We start from the raw sequence: 18,004 nt of genomic DNA on the forward strand, positions 1-18,004 counted from the left end.
CTGCGGGCGCCCCATCAAAGCTCGGCGTCGGCCCACCAATGCCACCAGCCGCCCCAGCGGCCTGGATTGTTGGTCCAGCTGACTTCGTACCCGGAAGGCGAGGCGTAGTTGACCAGGCAGGGCACGCGGGAGATGTTGTCTTCCGCGATGTGTCCATCCTGCTGGATGTTGTCGGCCGAGATGATCATCACGTAGGGATGGGCACGCTTTGCCGTCTGGAATCGCACGCTCTGGTAATGCGCCATTCCCGGTGAGTTGATCGAGAATGCCTCGCGCCCTTCGTTGTGCGCCGTGTTGGGTACGATGTCGAGGTTGTAGCTCTTCTCGTAGTAGCGCTGGCACAACGCCAGTTCCACACCTGGCGGCCGCCAGTCGAAGCATGCCGCTGCGCGGCCCGATTCGACCTGGAACTGGGTAAAGCCGAACGAGCCGTTCTGTGCCACCAGCTCGCCCTTCTGACCAGCACCGCACAGGTCGAACACTACGTAGAGGTGGTCGTTGCCGTTGCTGCCGAGCACCTTTCCCCGGGTACTCGGCAACGTCACCGTGATGCTGTGACGTTTGGCGGTGGTGCCCAGTGTGAGCACACCGGCTTCCAGCACCACCTGCGGCGAGGGTGAGCCGCCGGTTCCGAAATCCTGGATGACACGCACGCCCACACTGCGACCGGGCGCATCAGAGTTCGCCCATACCGAGATCGTGATGTCTCCACTTGCACTGCGGACGCCCTCGATCTTCTGCCCCATCCAGGCGCCACTTCTGGTGATGGCCTCGGATACGGTGCAGACCAGAATCGACCGTGTGTCTTCCGGAAATCCGGCCTGCCCGTCGTACGCCACCCGCTGTACGTCGTGGTTGCAGACCAGCGCCGAGTTCGTGAAACGGTCGGCGAAGAACACTTCCGCGCCCAGCGTCCCCGACCCAGTGCCGACACGACCAGATGTACGGCGTTGCCAGAACTGCAGGGCGCCATTGATGAGCAGATTCCTGCCTGGAACGCGCTCGATGATGGCATTCGCCACGGTTTCCGGGATCTTCGCGACCTCGGTCAACGCGTCGTAGACCTCGGCGAAATTCTCGTTGATCTTGGTAAACGCCGGGCGCTGTGTTTCACCCCGCTTTCCGTTCGGTTGAACGGAATCGAGGTCGATGATCTTTCGTGGCATTTGTGCTGTTTCCTTGATGGTTTCGGTTGCGAAGGAACGCTCTCCAGCCCTCCCGCGGACCTCAGATTTCGGCATCCATGGTCAATCCAGTGCCCTCCGCTGCCGAATCTCCGCTCTGCAGGATGCCGGCCTGACCCGCTGCGGCAGTGTTCAGCGCACCGATGATGGTCATGCGGGTCGACGTAACTTCCGCCGCACTGAGCGCTGTCAGGCTGGTTGCACCGTCTCCCGTGAGCAGCCGCCATTGCGATGGGTTCGAGAAGGCGACCGCGGGTACCGACCGCATTCGCTGATTGAATCGGTAGGTGAGGTACACCGCGTTGTCGCCCCGAATCAGGCCCACGCCAGCGTTGAAGCGCGATCCACCGTCGAACGGCACGCCAGTGGCATCCACCTGGTAGTAGCGTTGGCACAGCCGCAGCTCTTCCCCCTTCGGCCTCCACTCGAACGGCGTCGCGAGCGGGCCCGCCTCCCACTGGAACTCTCCGAAGTACAGCTGGCCCTGTTGCGCGCCCAGTCCTGCGGTGCGGCTGGCGAACTGCGTGCCCGCCGTTACCCATATGCAGACCACGGCCGCACCGTCACCGGACAGTGCCTTCCCTGAGATGGAAGGCAGGGTCACCGTCCTGCGGATCCGGTTCAGGCCGGAGGCCAGCTCGACCACCTCCGGCGCGATTCCCAGCACAGGCGTGCTTCCCCCCGCGCCAAAGGTCTGGGCGAATTCAAGGGCGATCTTCCGCCCGGCGGCGCCGGCGTTGAACACCAGGAACGAAACGGTGCTCTCCACGCCCGCGAAGTTGCGGACGTCTTCCACGCGCTGCTCGAAGACAAAGAAGTGGTTTGTGCCATCCGTATTGCCACTCGAACTGACCGACAACGTGAAGGTGCTGAACGGGAAGTTGTTGTCGCCTGCCGCTGCGGGATTGCGCTTGAACACGGCGTCTTCGACGTTGCCCATCTGCAGGAACCATCGGTCGGCTGTGTAGTTCCCGGAGATGCCGAAGCTGCTGCCGCGCTGCCAGATGTCGAAATTGCCATTGATCAGGCGATTGCGCCGTGCCGGCGCGCGCATCATGGTATCGGCGAGCTGCCCGGGCAGGCCGTCGACTGCCTGGCCAACCTGCTGGAAGTTCTGGTTGATCTTGGTGAAGGCCGGCCGCTGGGTCTCCCCACGCTTTCCGTTGGGCTGGATGGTATCCAGGTCGATCCGTTGAAGATCCATGCTCATGCCTACGCGTGGAAGGTCTGCTCGAAGGTGGCGGTGATGGTCGATACCTGGCCGCCGAGATGGCTGTCGGTGTAGGAATCGCACATGTACAGCCCCTGCCCCAGTGGCCCTTTCCACAGGAAGCTGCGGCCGGCATGACCATCCAGGAAGGTCACGATCTCGTTGATCGTTTTGCGGTTGCCGACGAACTGCAGCTGGTAACTGCGTGAAGTGGCGTTCAGGCCATCGGCAGCGGCCTGCGCATAGCCATCTCCGAACTTCGCGCGCTTCACGGCGGCGGTGGTGGTTCCAGTACTCTGGCTGGTTGCCGGCCAGGTGAAGGTGTCGGTCATTGCATGGCACTCCTGCTGAGCACACCACCTGCCTTCAGGTCACGACTCTGCAGCTCGCGGTACTTGCGTTCCACGAACTGGCCAATCTCGTTGCCGAACTGCTGCAGCATGCTTTCGTTGGTGGTGACTTCCTTGCCACCGTTGTTGTCGATGCGGATGCTGACTCCCACTCCGCCACCACCGCCGCCACCGTGCGCGGCCACACCCAGGCGGCCGTCCGGCCCGCGCCGCAGCGGCATGATCGCTTCCGGTCCCGCTTCGCCGAATACGCCTGCGCCCCTGGCGAAGGCGAACAGCTGCGGGGTGTTGTAGACACCGCCGGAATAGGCCGACAGGCTCGGCGACTGGTAGACGCCACCGTTGGCGTTGGCCTCCACCCCCGTGCCATATCCGAACAGGCCCGCGATCTTCTTGACGCCCCAGACGATTGCCTGTTGGATGGCGATCATCTTGAGATCGGCGATGATCGACTTGGCCAGATCCTTGTAGTTGGACTTGCCCGTCTTCACGAAGCTCTGCAGTGCCGCCTCTGCGCCGGTGAACGCCTTGGAAAAGGCATCCTGGGTGGACTTGGCGGAGTTCTCGGTCTTTTCCATGTACTCGCCGAGCGCGCTGCCGAAGCCCTTGCGGAACCCCGAAAGTCCTGTGGTGCCTTTGGTGTCCTTGGCGTCCTTGGTTTCGCCCGCCTTGGCATCGCCGACCTTGGCGTCCTTGGCAGTCGCCACGCCTGCAGCCACCGCCGCCGCGTCCGTCGCTGCATCCTTGGGCGTCAGGTCGACCCCCATCAAGCCGGCGATCTTCCTCGCCCCCCAGACCAGTGCCTGCTGTGCGGCGATCATCTTGAGGTCGGACAGGATGGACTGGGCCAGTTCCTTGTACTTGGACTTGCCGGTGGTCACGAAGCTCCTCAACGCTTCGTCGGCGCCGGTGAATGCTTTGTCGAAGGCTTTCTTGGCAGCCGTGGCGGTGTTTTCGGTCTTGCCGATATAGTCGCCGAGCGCGCCGCCCAGGCCCTTGCGGATGCCCGCCAGGCCCTTGTCGTCCTGTTGGGCCTTCTCTTCCTTCCTTGCAGCCTTGCCGGCGTCCGCGCCCGCTGCGGTTGTTCCTGCCTTCGCCGCCGCCTGCAGCTGCGTGTTCAGGGCGGTCAGCTGCGTGGACAGTGCGGTGACCAATGATGCGCTGGTGGTCAGCACGGCATTGAAGGCCTGCTGCACCGTGTTGATCTTCTCCAGCTGCCGCTGGAACTCCTGTGTGGTGCCAGTCATCTCGGTCATGCCGCGCCTTGCTGCCTGCATGGCCGTTTCCAATGCGTTGCTGGCCTCCACGGTGGTCCGTGTGCTGCCAGGCGATGTAGTGCTCATTGAGTGTTCCTCGGGAGAGTCGGCTCCGCTTCGGCGGAGCCGGGATCGGCCATCGGCATTGCCGCGATGGCCGGCTCATTCCTGTTGCATCTGCTCCAAGGCAGCGCGTTCGATGATGCGGATGGCCGCCATCACCTCGTCATGCTGGTCGCCGTCGAGCGCTTCGCGCTCCAGCTCCCGGTAGACCACGTTGTAATCCAGCCCGATCGGGCCACCTGCGCCGACGCGCCACTGGGTGGCAACCCGCGAGAAAAGTTCTATGGGAAGCACGCACTCCGGCCACAGCTCGACCTGCGGCGGTGGAAAGTGCTTTGCCTTCAATCCAAGCTTCATCAGCTCGGACTCGGTGGGGGCCCGCCAGTACAGGGCCCCCACCGCATCGATCAGTTTCCCTTGCGTGCGACCTGCAGGGCCTGGGTGTAGCCACCGATGATGGCGCCATCCAGGCCGGCCTGCTGCTGCAGCGCCAGCTCGACGCCGGCGGTGTCCAGCGCCACATCGGCATCCCAGTCCACCACGATGTCCAGGATGGCCTGGGCCACGCTCAACGTGTCATCGCCCAGACGCTCCAGCAGGCTGGCGTAGTCGGCTACCGACAGGTGCCGGTAGGTCAGGTTGAGCTTCTGCTCGCGGCCGTGACCGACGATGGTCAGGGTGCTCTTGAAGCTCTCCGGCGCCTTGACCTGGAACATCAGGCGCCCTCGACCAGGATGGAGTCTGCCAGCGCGGTGAAGGTCGCGGTGGTGCCCATCGGGGTGTTGGCGGCCATGGTCGGGTCGCCGTTGTAGCTCAGGTAGCCGTACCAGTACAGCACGTCGCCACCGACCAGCTTGGCCCGCAGGATCACCGGCTCGCCCTTGGCGTCAGCGTTCTTCAGTGCCGAATACCACGGCTTCTTCGGATCGTAGAACAGCGGCAGGGTGATGGTCTTGGCGTTCTTGAAGGTCGGCATCTGCACCTGGCGACCGGTCGGGTCTTCGAGCAGCGTGCCGCTCCAGTACTGCTGCTCGCCACCGGCGGTGGTCGGGTCGCCCTGCTGGTCCAGGTCGACGAAGGCGCCCGCCTTGCGCAGTACACCGGCACCGCTGGTACCGGGGAACAGCACGGTATCGGTGGTGTCGATGCCCAGCAGTTCAACGCTGCCGGTGGCTTCAGCACCGGCGCGGGTGGCGCGGTTGTTCAGGGCCGGCCAGCCCGGCAGTTCAATGACCACCACATCGCCGGTGTCGACGCTGTTGGCGGCAACGCTGGCCAGCGCCGGCGCAGCCTTGGAGATCGCGCTGGTGGCGATCGCGGTGGAGACGACCGGTGCGAAGCCGAACTGGGTGCCCTTGGGAAGCTTGAGTGCCATGGTGTATTTCCTCGTTGGATAAAAAAAAGCCCGGCGAATGCCAGGCTGGGGTGTTGCACGGGTGATGCGGTTTACGGGTCGACGTACCACAGGCCGAAATCGAGCCGCGCGCCGTACTTGTGCAGCATCGGCTCATGCACGGCGATTGCAGCGCCGAACGATTCGGCGGTTGGCAATCCTGCGCATACCTGATCCTCGATGTTGCGGATCAGGGTGTTGGCCTGGGCGCGGCTGTCTGCCCAGACGGTCAGCTGCACGCGAGCGTGCTTCTGTTCGGGAATGGAACCTTCGTTGAACCACACGGACTGTCCACCCATCTGCTGGTAGACGGCACACGGATAGATGACCGGTTCCGGCGGAAGGTCGGGATACAGCCGGCCCTGCAGCAGCGGGGCCAGCAGCGCGTGCAGCTGTGCTTCGTAACTCATCGCGGTGTCCTGGTTGGCGTCGCTCAGGCGATGCCTGAAGACTGTTCGGTGAACAGCACCGTGGTCTGGCGCCGGCTGAAGTCGGGCGCAACGCCGGTGATGTTGAAAACACGACCGTCATGCACGATGCGCATGCCGGCCTGGATGCCTGCCTGTCGTGCGGCTGCCAATCGGACATGGAAGCGCTGGCGCCGGATCGTTGCCGGCAGGCGGCTTTCCAGCGTCAGCCACTGCACGCTGTCTGCGCGGTCGGCGATGATGGCGGCCCACAGCTCTGCCACCGGCTGCCAGGCGTCCAGCGGCTGCCCCCACGCATCGAGCTGGCCGTCCTGGCGCTCGATGCGGATGCGGCGATTGAGGTGGCCGGCGTTCATGGCGTTGCTGCCGATCGGTACGGATCAAGCAGCGCGGCCACGCCGAACGGCAGCTCCATTGCGATGGCAGCGGCGCCTGCCGGTGCATCGAACGTCTGCGCAGAGACGACCACGGCTTCGCGATGGGCGTACAGGTGGCCCAGCAACAGGCGCACCGCTGCACGGATGCTGTCGTTGACCGGCATGCCCTGCAGCAGGCGCGCACTGCGCGCGGTCGCCACGGCCAGGCGGCGATCGGCCACATCACGCATGGCCTTGGCCTTGGCCGCGTTGGTCTCGGCATTGGCGGCGGCAACCGCGGCTTCATGCCCGGTCACCGCCGCCGCCATGTCCTGCGGCAGCTGGTCCAGCGCCTGATCCAGCGCGGCCTGGTCGGCGTACAGCTCGCGGCCCAGGTAGGCCGCGGCTGCGTCGCTGGCTGCGGCCAGCAGGTCACCCAGGATGGCGTCGTCAAAATCGCCGTCGATACGGCAGTGCGCGCGGCACTGCTCAAGGGTCAGCAGGGGCATCGAATCCTCCTTCGTTGATGGATGTGGAGTGCCCCGATCCTGCGCGCACGGCGGCGCCCCACACGATCACCAGGACGGCGCGGGAAAGGCAGGATCGGGGCGGAAAACAGAACGGCTGCGACGGGGACGTCAGGGCCGGTGGCGGTGACCTCGCAGCGCGCGACGGCGCAAACGAAAGAAGCCCCCGGGGTCACCGGAGGCTTCTATGTCATCGTGGTACAAACGATACGCTTCGGGTGTGCACCCGTCAATCCGCAAACGGTTACCAGTCTGGTGACTTTTCCTGGCGCTGTGCGGGCGTGGTCATGGCGACGTGCCGCAGGCTGGATAGAATGGCAACGCGCTGCTTCCGCAGCCCATTTCCCGCTGGATTCCCGCATGCCTGCCACCCCCGAACGCTTCTTCGATGCGCGTACCGAACAAGGCGTGCTGCGCCTGTCCATCGCAGGCTCATTGCTGCTGGCTGCCGCTGCGGTGGTATTTGGTCTTCTGGCCAATTCCTCGCTGATCATCTTCGATGGCATCTACGGCCTGATCGATGTGGTGATGACGTGGCTGTCACTGCTGGTCGCGCGTCTGATCGCACTGTCCACCAGCACCGACGCGCTGCAGTCGCGGCTCAACCAGCGCTTCACCATGGGCTTCTGGCACCTGGAGCCCATCGTGCTGGGGGTGAGCGGCACGCTGATGATCGGCGCGGCACTGTATGCGCTGGTCAATGCGGTGGATGCGCTGATGTCCGGCGGCCGCCACATCGCACTCGGCCCAGCCATCGCCTTCGCCGGGTTGTCGATCATCGGCGAAGGTGCGCTGGCCTGGTTCGTGCTGCGCGCCAACCGCCGCATCGGTTCGGAGTTCATCGCGCTGGACGCGAAGAACTGGGTGATCGCCGCCAGCATGTCGGCCTGCTACCTGCTGGCCTTCCTTGGCGGCGTACTGGTGCGCGGCACCTCGCTGGCCTGGGTCGGGCCGTACATCGACCCGGCCATCCTTGCCTTCGTCTGCGTGCTGGTGATGATCGCCCCGCTCGGGACGGTGCGCCGGGCGCTGGCCGGCATCCTGCTGGTCACCCCGCCGGAACTGCAGGCGCACGTGGACGCGGTGGCACGCGCGATCGTGGCCAAGCATGGCTTCGTCGAGCATCGCAGCTACGTCGCCCAGGTGGGGCGTGGCGAGCAGATCGAGTTGTTCTTCGTGGTACGCGAGGACGACCCGCCGCGGCCCCTGCTGGAATGGGACCAGCTGCGCGACGAGATCGGCGATGCGCTGGGCGAGGCCTCGCCGGACCGCTGGCTGACCATCATGTTCACCACCGACCGCGAGTGGACAATCTAGGCCAGCAGGACGATCAATCAAGTTTTTCGTACGGACTGCAACCCAGCGTACGCAGAAACCGGGCAAAGTAGGCTCCAACGCAACTCCCACCCACTGACCAGGAGCATCCCGATGTCCATCGAAAAGGTTCTGTATACCGCCCAGGCCACCTCCACCGGCGGCCGTGAAGGCCGTTCCGTCTCGTCCGACAACGTGCTGGACATCCAGCTGTCGACCCCGCGCGAGCTGGGTGGTGCCGGCGGCCCGGGCACCAACCCGGAACAGCTGTTCGCCGCTGGCTACTCGGCCTGCTTCTTGGGCGCGCTGAAGTTCGTGGCCGGCCAGGCCAAGGTCGCGCTGCCGGCCGACACCACCGTCACCGGCAAGGTCGGCATCGGCCAGATCCCGACCGGCTTCGGCATCGAGGCCGAGCTGACCATCAACGTGCCGGGCGTGCCGCGCGAGCAGGTGGAAGAACTGGTGCAGAAGGCGCACATCGTGTGCCCGTACTCCAACGCCACCCGCGGCAACATCGACGTGACGCTGATTGTTGCCTGATGCGGTGCCGGGGTCGGATCCCTTTGCCACCGGCAAAGGGCTCTGACCCCATCCCAGGCCCGCACGGCTATATGGGGTCAGAGCCCTTTCGCGTTGCGAAAGGGATCCGACCCCCAAAAAAATGGGCGGATGCCGGTCGAAACCGAACATCCGCCCATCCCACCTCCGTTGTCCCGCACGGGGGCATGAGGTTGCCGGCCAGCGGCCAGCACTACCAGGTCACTTCTCGCTCGTGATGAGCTGCACGACGCTGGAGAAATCCAGCTTGCCGCGGCCGGCCTGGTGGTTCATCGAGTAGAGATTGCGGGCCACCTCGCCCAGCGGAATCGAAGCGCCCACACTCATCGCCGCTTCCACCGCCAGGCCCATGTCCTTCAGCATCAGATCGCTGCCGAAGCCACCGCTGTAGCCACGCGAGGCCGGCGCATTCTCCAGCACGCCCGGCCACGGGTTGCACACTTCGGTGGCCCAGCTGCGGCCGGTGCTGACCGCCATCATCTGCGACAGCACCTTGGGGTCCAGCCCGTGCGCCACGCCCAGTGCGATGGCTTCACCGGTCACCGCCATGATCACGCCCAGCGCCATGTTGTTGCACAGCTTGGCGACCTGGCCAGCGCCGCTGGCGCCGACGTGGAAGATGTTCTTGCCCATCGCCTGCAGCACCGGGCGTGCGCGTTCCAGCGCGTCTTCCTCGCCGCCGACGATGAAGGTCAGGGTGCCGGCCTGGGCGCCGGCGGTACCGCCGGACACCGGCGCGTCGATCATCTGCAGGCCACGCGCGGCGGCCGCTTCCGAGACCTTGCGGGCACTGGCCGGGGCGATCGTGCTGCAGTCGATGACCAGTGCACCGGCCGGGATCGCGGCAAGAATGCCGTCGTCGCCCAGGTACACGCCTTCGACATGACGGCTGGCCGGCAGCATCGAGATCACCACTTCGGCATCGGCCAGGGTGTCGCGCGCCGACGATGCAGCGCTGGCGCCGGCGTCGACAGCGGCCTGCACCGCGGCCGGAACCAGATCGAACACGCGCACGCTGTGGCCGTTCTTGACCAGATTGGCGGCCATCGGGCCACCCATGTTGCCCAACCCGATGAATGCAATGCGGCTCATGCAAGGCTCCTTTCAACAAGGGGAGTGCCCAGGTCGGCCAGCGGATGCGCGGCGTCGGCCCAGGGGGAAGCGAAGAAGGTGTCTGCCCACGCGCCAGTGGCCTCGGCCAGGGTGGCCGGGTTCCACTGCGGATTGCGGTCCTTGTCGACCAGCAGCGCGCGGATGCCTTCGGCGAAATCACCATGGGCGGCGCAATGCAGGGCGACGATGTACTCCAGGCGGTAGATCGCGGCCAGGTCCTGGCCGGCACTGCGGCGCTGCAGTTCGTACGCCAACCGTGCCGAACCCGGTGCACCGGCAGCAAGGGTCTTCTGAGCCGCCTGCAACCAGGCGTCGTCGGTCTGCAGGCCGGCAATGCGCGCCACGATGGCTTCAAGGTCATCGCCTTCGCACAACGCATCGACCTGCGCCGCGTGGGCCAGCAGTGGACCGGTGGCGGCATCGCTGGCATGCGACTGCAGCAGATGGGTCAGGCGTTCGTGGTTGTGTGCGGTGTCATTGGACCAGGCCACCTGCAGCAGCGCATCGAACACCGCGCTGCGGCGTTCTTCGGCCACGTGCACGTCGGCCAGGCCGGCGTAGATGGCATCGCCCGGGTTGAGCAGTGCGCCGGTCAGGGCCAGGAACAGGCCACCGTTGCCCGGCACGCGCGACAGCAGCCAACTGCCACCGACATCGGGGAACAGGCCGACGGTGATTTCCGGGAAGGCCAGCTTGGAGCGTTCGCTGACCACACGGTGGCTGGCGCCGGACATCAGGCCGATGCCGCCGCCCATCACGATGCCGTGGCCCCAGCACAGGATCGGCTTGGTGTAGGTGTGGATGAGGTAATCGACGCGGTATTCGACGTCGAAGAACTCGGCGGCATAGGCGTTCTGGCGGATGTCGCTGTGGCCGGCCTCACGGAAGGCGACCATGGCCTTGTACAGGCTGTGCAGGTCGCCACCAGCACAGAACGCCTTTTCGCCGGCGCCCTGCAGCACCACCATGGCGATGCCATCGTCGTCGGCCCAGGCGTCGAGCTGCTTCAGCAGCAGGTGCGCCATCGGCAGCGAGAAACCGTTGAGCGTACGCGGCGCATTGAGCGTGGCGATGCCGATGCGCGTGCCGTTGCCGGCCACGCGCTCTTCGAACAGCACCGGTGCGTCGTCGGCAGCGGTATCCGTGCTCATGCGTTCTTCCACTGCGCGGCGCGCTTTTCCAGGAAGGCAGTCACGCCCTCGACCTGGTCGGCGGTGTCGAACAGGTCGACGAAGGCTTCGCGCTCGGCCACCAGCGCCGAGGCGTGGGTGCCGGTGCGGGTGGACTGCACCAGGGTCTTGCAGGCGGCGATGCTGGTCGGGCTCTGCTTGCCGGCCTTCTTCGCCCATTCCAGCGCCAGCGCCTTGGCTTCGCCCTTGCCGACCTTTTCTTCGGCCAGGCCAATGCGCAGCGCGGTCTCGGCATTGATGCGCTCACCCAGCAGGATCATGCGCTTGGCCCAGCCCTCGCCAACCAGGCGCGGCAGGTTCTGGGTACCGCCGGCACACGGCAGCAGGCCGACGGTGGCCTCCGGCAGCGCGACCTGGGCATGGTCTTCAATGATGCGCAGGTCGCAGGCCAGCGCGCACTCCAGGCCACCGCCCATGGCGTAGCCGTTGATCGCGGCGATCGACACGCCGCGGAAACCGGACAGCGCTTCGAAGGCCTCACCGAAGCGGCGCGCGGCCTCACGTGCAGCGGCCTTGTCGCCGGAGGCGAACTGGTTGAGGTCGGCACCGGCGGAGAAGAATTTCTCGCCATCACCGGTGATCACCAGCGCGTAGATGTCGCGGTCTGCGTTGAGCGCGCCGACCAGGTCGCGCAGCGCCGACAGGCTGTGCACGGTCCAGGTATGCGCCGGCGGGTTGTTCAGGGTGACCACGGCGGTGTGGCCATCCACCTCCACCTTCAGGCCCACGTGCTCCTGGGTACGCCAATCCTTCATCGCAGTTCCTCTTCGGTGTTGAGCAGGTGACGGGCAACGATCACCCGCATGATCTCGTTGGTGCCTTCCAGGATCTGGTGCACGCGGCAGTCACGCAGCAGGCGCTCGATCGGGTATTCGCGGATGTAGCCGTAGCCCCCGTGGATCTGCAGCGCTTCATTGCAGACGTTGAAACCGGCATCGGTGGCGAAGCGCTTGGCCATCGCGCACCACACGTTGGCATCGCTGGCACCGGCATCGAGCTTGCGTGCCGCGGTGTGCACCATCTGCCGTGCAGCCACCAGCTGGGTGACCATGTCGGCCAGCTTGAACTGCAGCGCCTGGAACTCGGCCAGCGCCTTGCCGAACTGGCGGCGCTCGCCCATGTAGCGGCGCGCAGCATCCAGTGCACCCTGTGCGGCACCCAGCGAGCAGGCGGCGATGTTGATGCGGCCGCCGTCCAGCCCCTTCATCGCCAGCTTGAAGCCGCCGCCTTCCTCTCCCAGAAGGTGGCTGACCGGCACGCGGACGTTCTCGAAGGTGATGCCACGGGTGGGCTGGCTGTTCCAGCCCATCTTCTCTTCCTTGCGGCCGAAGCTGATGCCCGGAAGGTCCGCCGGCACCGCAATGGCGCTGACACCGCCGGCACCGGCACCGCCGGTACGCGCCATCACCACCAGCAGCTCGGTGGCACCGGCGCCGGAAATGAAGGCCTTCGAGCCGTTCAGCACGTAGAAGTCGCCATCGCGCACGGCGGTGGTCTTCAGCGACGCCGCATCGGAACCCGCACCCGGTTCGGTCAGGCAGTACGAGGCCAGCTTGCTGCCCGAGGACAGATCGGTGCCCCACGCATCGCGCAGGGCCGGCTGGCCCCACCTGGACACCATCCACGAGGCCATGTTGTGGATGCTGATGTACGCCGCGGTCGACGGATCGACGTTGGCGAGCTCCTCGATGACGACGGCGGCGTCCAGTCGGCTCAAGCCGCTGCCGCCCACTTCCGGGTCCATGTACAGACCGCAGAAGCCCAGTTCACCGGCCTTGGCGATCGCCTCGCGCGGAAAGATGCCCTCCGCATCCCATCGCGCGGCGTGCGGCGCCAGTTCGGCCTGTGCGAAGTCGCGCGCCGCCTCGCGGTACGCCTGCTGCGCTTCTTCCAGTTCCGTCGTCATCGAGTGGCTCATGGCTGCTCCTGCCGTTACTTCAGGCTGATCGTGGTGTTGACGCCGTGGCTCAGCGTCTCGTCATCGAACCAGCGCGCGGTGACCGTCTTGGTCTGGGTGTAGAACAGCACCACCTGCTTGCCATACGGGCCCAGGTCACCCAGCTTGGAGGCGCGCGAACCGGTGAACGAGAACAGCGGCACCGGCACCGGGATCGGCACGTTGATGCCGACCTGGCCGACGTCGATGTCTTCCTGGAACTTGCGCGCGGCAGCGCCGGACTGGGTGAACAGTGCGGTGCCGTTGCCGTTCGGGTTGCTGTTGACCATCGCGATGGCCTCTTCCAGCGTTTCCGCTTCGAGGATGACCAGCACCGGCCCGAAGATTTCTTCCTGGTAGATGCGCATGTCGGTGGTGACACCGGCAAAGATGGTCGGGCCAACGAAGTTGCCCTTCTCGAAGCCATCGACCTGCGGCTTGCGGCCATCGAGCACCAGCTTGGCGCCCTGCTCCACGCCCGAGGCGATCAGGCCTTCCACGCGCTCGCGGGCGCTGCAGGAGATGACCGGGCCGACGTCGGTACCGGACACGGTGCCGGCGCTGACCTTCAGGGTCTGGGCCTTGGCCACCAGGTCCTGCACCCAGTTGCGCGCTTCACCGACCAGCACCAGCGTGGAAGCCGCCATGCAGCGCTGGCCAGCGGCACCGAAGGCGGCACCGACCATTGCGTTGAGGGTCTGTTCCTTGTTGGCGTCCGGCAGCACCACGGCGTGGTTCTTGGCGCCCATCATGCATTGCACGCGCTTGCCGGCCAGCGAGGCGCGGTTGTAGACGTGGGTGCCGACGCGGGTGGACCCGACGAACGACACGGCCTTGATGTCCGGGTGGTCGCAGATCGCGTTGACCACTTCCTCGCCGCCGTGGACGACGTTCAGCACGCCCTTGGGAATGCCGGCTTCCAGCGCCAGCTCGACCAGGCGCATGGTGACCATCGGGTCCTGCTCGGACGGCTTGAGGATGAAGGTGTTGCCCGTTGCAATCGCCATCGGGAACATCCACAGCGGAATCATCGCCGGGAAGTTGAACGGGGTGATGCCAGCGCACACGCCCAGCGGCTGCATGATCGTGTAGGTGTCCACGCCATTGGCCACGTTGTTGGCCAGCTCGCCCAGCTGCAGGTTGCCGATGGCGGCGGCGTGCTCGACCACTTCCAGGCCGCGGAACACATCACCTTCGGCGTCCGGCAGGGTCTTGCCCTGTTCGGCGGTGAGGATGTGGGCCAGCTCACTCATGTTTTCGCGGATCAGCTGCTGGTACTTCAGGAAGATGCGCGCGCGGGTGCCGATCGGGGTCTTGCGCCAGGTCTTGAAGGCTTCCTTGGCGGCGGCGACGGCGGCGTCCACTTCGCCGGTGGTGGCGAACGGCACCTGGGCCAGCACGTCCTGGGTGGCCGGATTGATCACGTCCTGCCAGTGGGAAGTGGCCGATTCAACGAACTGGCCATCGATCAGCATGCGGATACGGGGCGCTGCAACAGTCATGACGACAATCCCACAGGGTGCGAAAGATGCTTGGCATTATTCACAGCACCCGGCTCGATTTCCGGGCTGAATCCGCTTAATCTGGCCAATGCGCCCCACGATTCCTGTTAATTCTGTGAATTATTCAGCTCCCCAGCGGCAACTCGGCCTGCGCCTGCTGCGGCTGCGCGAGCAGCGCGGCTACAGCCAGGCCGATCTGGCGCGTGCGCTGGGGCTGTCGGCCAGCTACCTGAACCAGATCGAGCGCAACAAGCGCCCACTGACACCGGCGGTGCAGAAGAAGCTGGGAGAGGTGCTGGGCGACGTTTCCTCGCTGTTCGATGACGATGAGCCCGCCGCCCTGCAGGAGGCGCTGGGCGAAACCCTGCGCGACCTGGGCCTGGCCGAGGTCAGCGCGACCGAACTGCGCGCCCTGGCCGGCAACCTGCCGCAGGTCAGCCGCGCGCTGTTGGACCTGCACCGTCGTCACCTGGCGCTGCGCGAGCACGCGGCCGCACTGGAGTTCCAGCTGGGCGAGCCCGGCGCCGGCAGCACCCTGCCCGCCGGTGACCAGGTGCGCGAGTTCTTCAACCGCATGCACAACCACATTCCCGAGCTGGACGAGCTGGCCGAGCAGCTGTTCGCCGAATGGGGGCTGTCGCCCGGGCATGTGGCACCGCGGCTGCGCCAGCTGCTGGCCGACCGCCATGGCGTGCTGGTGGAAGTGGCCGCACTGCAGGCCGGGCGCGAAAAGCGGCACTACGATGCCGGTGCGCGGCGGCTGTGGCTGCCCGATTACCTGGAGCCCGGACAGCAGGCGTTCCAGATGGCGGCCGAGCTGGCCCTGCACGGCTACCTGCCGCAGATCGATGCGGTGGTGGCGCGCGCCGGGTTCACCGATGAGGCACGCATCGCGCAGGCGCGGATCGGTCTCTCCAACTATTTCGCCGGTGCGCTGGTGATGCCGTACATGCGCTTCCTGCGTGCAGCCGAAACCAGCAGCTACGACATCGAACTGCTGGCGCACCAGTTCGGCGTCGGCTTCGAAGCGGTCTGCCACCGGCTGAGCACGCTGGCACGGCGCAGCGCGCCCGGCCTGCCGTTCTTCTTCATCCGCGTGGACCGCGCCGGCAACGTCTCAAAGCGCCATTCGGCCACCGATTTCCACTTCTCGCAGGTGGGTGGATCGTGCCCGCTGTGGATCGTCTACGAGGCGTTCAACCAACCCGGGCGCATCCTCACCCAGACCGCGCGCATGCCCGATGGCCGCCGTCATTTCTGGCTGGCGCGGCAGGTCAGCAGTGGCCCGGTCGGCCATGGCCAACCGCGCAAGACCTTCGCGGTGGCGCTGGGCTGCGACCTGCAGCATGCCGAACGCCTGGTGTATTCACTGGGGCTGGATGTGCAGAGCCCGGGCAATTCGGTATCGATCGGCCCGGGGTGCCGGGTGTGCCCGCGCGAGGACTGCATGCAGCGCGCGTTCGCGCAGTTGCCGGGGCGATAGGGCGGGTTTGGCAGGGCCGCGCCCTGCACCCGTGGTAGCGCCGGCCGCTGGCCGGCAAGAGCAGCAACCACTGCGGGGTCAGATCCGTTTTCCTGCGGAAACGGATCTGACCCCGATTCGACCGCAGGACCGGCTCAGTAGATCGGGGTCACCTTCATCTGCGGCAGCGGACGCGGTGCGCCGTCGGTAAGGTCCGGGCCGAGGTCCTCCCAGGTGCGGCCCTGCTCGACCATCAAGCCCCACAACTGCTGCGAGGCCAGCCGTTTGTCTTCCGAGCCCAGCTTGTACGACGGTGGCGTCGGCTGACCGCTGGCGACCATCGCGTACGCCGCGCGGTAGGCCAGCACCTGCTGCGCCGGATCATCGGTGCGCGCCACTTCCAGCGTGTAGCGCTGGTAGGCCGAGGCCAGGTTGCGCCAGCGGATCCAGTAGTGGTTCTCGAACGAGAACGAACAGAAGCGCGCACCGGCCAGACTGCCCTTGTCGGCGATGCGGGTCAGCACGTCCTGCGGCATGTCCAGGTTCATGCCACCCTCGTCGCCCTGCAGGCTGACGTGCACGATGCGGTCGCGGTAGCCCGGTGCGCGCGCCTGCAGCAGGTCGCGCCAGTTCTGCATGGTCGCCACCACCGCGAACAGGAAACGACCCAGCTCGGCTGCGGCCAGTGGCGTGGCGATGGACTGGTAATGCCGTTGCCAGCCGTGGCGGTTTTCGGTGGGCAGGAACACCGCATGTTCCAGCGCCTGGCGGCCGCCGCTGCCCCGGCTCACCGCTTCGGCGTGCTGTGGATAGACCAGGTTGATGGCGAAGGTCGGCCAGCGCGGCAGCGCGGCGTCGAACAGATGGATCGGGAAGTTGCTGCTGATGCCGCCATCGGAGAACCAGCAGATGCGGAAGGCGGTGATCACCGGGCCGCAGGTCTGCCCGGCACTGGTCAGCCCTTCCATGCTGTCGGCAACGTTGTGCTCCTGGTCGGCTGCGGGGGCGGTCGGTTCGCAGCGTCGTTCGCGGCGTGAGGGTTCATGCAGCGGCACCGCGCTGATCAGCAGCGGGAAGCTCAGGCTCATGCGCGTGGCCACCAGCACCGGCAGCTTCGGGCCCTGTGGCAGGTGGTAGTACTGCCGCCCTTCCACCTCCAGCGGCGGGCCGGCCTGGCTCACCAGCCACTGCACCACGCTGGCGGGGAACAGCTGCTCGAACTCCTCGCGCAGGAACCAGAACTGCGCACCGCCCAGCGGCAGCGTGCGCGGCTCATTGTGTGAGATGCAGGTGGTGATCATCTGCAGGCTGATCGCATGCGGGCTGTCAGGCTCACCGGCGTAGCGCGGCGCATCGTGCAGGTCGGCGAAGGTCAACGGTGCATCCAGCGGCTTGCCGGACAGCTGCTGCAGGCATTCATGCAACCACTCGGTCAGCGCCGGCCTGCGTGGATCGCGGCTGAGGCCGCTGCACAGGCCCAGCAGGTTGCGACGCGCCACCCGCGCGACCCGCAGCGCGGCACCGGCCACACCCGCACCGTAGGCGCACAGCAGTGATGGCAGCAGCGTGGCGGCCACGCCGCTCCAGCCACCGCCCCACCAGCCCAGGCCGAGCAGCAGCGCCAGCGACACCAGCACTTCCAGCGGCGCGATCTCGAATACCGCAACGGCCAGGCACAGCAGTTTGTGCGGCAGGCGGGCATTGCCGGTCAGCACCACCAGCAGCCGATAGGCCGCGCGCGCGCCGCGCGCCGGCTGGAACAGGCTGTAGATGAAGCCGCGCCGCGACAGCTGTGCCGACACCGCCGACAGCCCGCCATAGCCGGCGTCGCCGGGCAGTTGCTCGCCGGCCTGCTGGCGGCGATCGCCACAGGCCGCTGCAGCCGCCACCGCTGCCGCAATGGCGCCGGCTGAAGTGCCGCCGATGCTCTTGAAGCGATACTCGCGGGCCAGCGCCAGTACCGCATTGGGGTACACGATGCCGCTGGTGATGCCGCCTTTCATGACCAGATCGCAGTACTTGTCCGCCACTGTCTTGCCCCCGAGCATGCCGTCCGCCGCGTGGGTTGCAGTATGGCGCAGGGGCTTCTCAGGGCCTGAGAACAACGGCGCAGTCCGCGCACGCAATGCGCCGTTCAGCAGAAAGCACGGCTGCAGGCTTGA

19 protein-coding genes are annotated in these 18,004 nt (G+C 66.3%); 3 read left to right on the plus strand and 16 right to left on the minus strand.

The window, feature by feature from the left end:
* Positions 1 to 14 precede the first annotated feature (14 nt).
* The 10 genes from AC5P56_RS18475 to AC5P56_RS18520 form a co-directional block, all read right to left on the minus strand.
* Positions 15 to 1,166: a hypothetical protein gene (locus tag AC5P56_RS18475; RefSeq protein ID WP_346601457.1), complete on the minus strand. Its 1,152-nt coding sequence runs from the start codon at positions 1,164 to 1,166 to the stop codon at positions 15 to 17.
* Positions 1,167 to 1,227: 61 nt separating this feature from the next.
* Complete coding sequence (locus tag AC5P56_RS18480; protein ID WP_069118138.1) at positions 1,228 to 2,394, minus strand: hypothetical protein; 1,167 nt, start codon at positions 2,392 to 2,394, stop codon at positions 1,228 to 1,230.
* A 2-nt stretch (positions 2,395 to 2,396) separates the two neighbouring features.
* Positions 2,397 to 2,726 carry a phage tail protein gene (locus tag AC5P56_RS18485; RefSeq protein ID WP_049441818.1) on the minus strand — a complete coding sequence of 110 codons (330 nt, stop codon included), beginning with the start codon at positions 2,724 to 2,726 and terminating at the stop codon, positions 2,397 to 2,399.
* Positions 2,723 to 4,000, minus strand: a complete 1,278-nt coding sequence (locus AC5P56_RS18490) for a phage tail tape measure protein (RefSeq protein WP_495231845.1) — start codon at positions 3,998 to 4,000, stop codon at positions 2,723 to 2,725. The genes AC5P56_RS18485 and AC5P56_RS18490 overlap by 4 nt, the downstream gene beginning before the upstream one ends.
* A gap of 162 nt (positions 4,001 to 4,162) precedes the next feature.
* Positions 4,163 to 4,462 carry a DUF1799 domain-containing protein gene (locus AC5P56_RS18495; RefSeq protein WP_227863846.1) on the minus strand — a complete coding sequence of 100 codons (300 nt, stop codon included), beginning with the start codon at positions 4,460 to 4,462 and terminating at the stop codon, positions 4,163 to 4,165.
* 8 nt (positions 4,463 to 4,470) lie between these two features.
* The gene (locus AC5P56_RS18500) at positions 4,471 to 4,779 is read right to left on the minus strand and encodes a phage tail assembly chaperone (protein WP_014645599.1); all 309 of its coding nucleotides are present in this window, start codon (positions 4,777 to 4,779) and stop codon (positions 4,471 to 4,473) included.
* A complete protein-coding gene (locus AC5P56_RS18505; protein ID WP_014645598.1) occupies positions 4,779 to 5,438 on the minus strand; it encodes a phage tail protein in 660 nt (219 codons plus the stop codon). Before AC5P56_RS18505 ends, AC5P56_RS18500 begins: the two co-directional genes overlap by 1 nt.
* Before the next feature lie 71 nt (positions 5,439 to 5,509).
* Positions 5,510 to 5,866 carry a tail completion protein gp17 gene (gene gp17, locus AC5P56_RS18510; protein WP_014645597.1) on the minus strand — a complete coding sequence of 119 codons (357 nt, stop codon included), beginning with the start codon at positions 5,864 to 5,866 and terminating at the stop codon, positions 5,510 to 5,512.
* A 23-nt stretch (positions 5,867 to 5,889) separates the two neighbouring features.
* Positions 5,890 to 6,240 (minus strand): head-tail adaptor protein, encoded by a 351-nt coding sequence (locus AC5P56_RS18515; protein WP_495231846.1) that lies wholly within the window; start codon positions 6,238 to 6,240, stop codon positions 5,890 to 5,892.
* A complete protein-coding gene (locus AC5P56_RS18520; protein WP_014645595.1) occupies positions 6,237 to 6,749 on the minus strand; it encodes a head-tail connector protein in 513 nt (170 codons plus the stop codon). Before AC5P56_RS18520 ends, AC5P56_RS18515 begins: the two co-directional genes overlap by 4 nt.
* Before the next feature lie 378 nt (positions 6,750 to 7,127).
* On the opposite strand from AC5P56_RS18520, the gene AC5P56_RS18525 reads away from it, so the two are divergent.
* Both AC5P56_RS18525 and AC5P56_RS18530 read left to right on the plus strand, forming a co-directional pair.
* A complete protein-coding gene (locus AC5P56_RS18525; protein ID WP_032956286.1) occupies positions 7,128 to 8,084 on the plus strand; it encodes a cation diffusion facilitator family transporter in 957 nt (318 codons plus the stop codon).
* A gap of 111 nt (positions 8,085 to 8,195) precedes the next feature.
* On the plus strand, positions 8,196 to 8,621 hold the full coding sequence (locus AC5P56_RS18530) for an organic hydroperoxide resistance protein (protein WP_004153735.1): 426 nt from the start codon (positions 8,196 to 8,198) through the stop codon (positions 8,619 to 8,621).
* Between the two features lie 219 nt (positions 8,622 to 8,840).
* Here AC5P56_RS18530 and mmsB read toward each other — a convergent pair whose 3' ends face one another.
* Genes mmsB through AC5P56_RS18555 form a run of 5 tightly spaced genes read right to left on the minus strand, consistent with a single transcriptional unit; the run spans position 8,841 to position 14,380 of the window.
* Positions 8,841 to 9,731 carry a 3-hydroxyisobutyrate dehydrogenase gene (gene mmsB / locus AC5P56_RS18535; RefSeq protein ID WP_005407687.1) on the minus strand — a complete coding sequence of 297 codons (891 nt, stop codon included), beginning with the start codon at positions 9,729 to 9,731 and terminating at the stop codon, positions 8,841 to 8,843.
* A complete protein-coding gene (locus AC5P56_RS18540) occupies positions 9,728 to 10,903 on the minus strand; it encodes an enoyl-CoA hydratase/isomerase family protein (protein WP_197605541.1) in 1,176 nt (391 codons plus the stop codon). The genes mmsB and AC5P56_RS18540 overlap by 4 nt, the downstream gene beginning before the upstream one ends.
* Complete coding sequence (locus AC5P56_RS18545) at positions 10,900 to 11,697, minus strand: enoyl-CoA hydratase (RefSeq protein WP_005407685.1); 798 nt, start codon at positions 11,695 to 11,697, stop codon at positions 10,900 to 10,902. The genes AC5P56_RS18540 and AC5P56_RS18545 overlap by 4 nt, the downstream gene beginning before the upstream one ends.
* Complete coding sequence (locus AC5P56_RS18550; RefSeq protein WP_014645592.1) at positions 11,694 to 12,860, minus strand: acyl-CoA dehydrogenase family protein; 1,167 nt, start codon at positions 12,858 to 12,860, stop codon at positions 11,694 to 11,696. Before AC5P56_RS18550 ends, AC5P56_RS18545 begins: the two co-directional genes overlap by 4 nt.
* Positions 12,861 to 12,874: 14 nt before the next feature.
* Positions 12,875 to 14,380, minus strand: coding sequence for a CoA-acylating methylmalonate-semialdehyde dehydrogenase (locus tag AC5P56_RS18555; protein ID WP_014645591.1), 1,506 nt, complete (start codon positions 14,378 to 14,380; stop codon positions 12,875 to 12,877).
* Positions 14,381 to 14,468: 88 nt separating this feature from the next.
* Here AC5P56_RS18555 and AC5P56_RS18560 point away from each other — a divergent pair, with 88 nt between their 5' ends.
* Complete coding sequence (locus AC5P56_RS18560) at positions 14,469 to 15,863, plus strand: helix-turn-helix domain-containing protein (RefSeq protein WP_181454198.1); 1,395 nt, start codon at positions 14,469 to 14,471, stop codon at positions 15,861 to 15,863.
* 134 nt (positions 15,864 to 15,997) lie between these two features.
* Here AC5P56_RS18560 and AC5P56_RS18565 read toward each other — a convergent pair whose 3' ends face one another.
* Positions 15,998 to 17,890, minus strand: coding sequence for a patatin-like phospholipase family protein (locus AC5P56_RS18565; RefSeq protein ID WP_262225364.1), 1,893 nt, complete (start codon positions 17,888 to 17,890; stop codon positions 15,998 to 16,000).
* Positions 17,891 to 18,004: the final 114 nt, after the last annotated feature.

Source organism: Stenotrophomonas sp. YJH_SMC_131 (assembly GCF_059367975.1).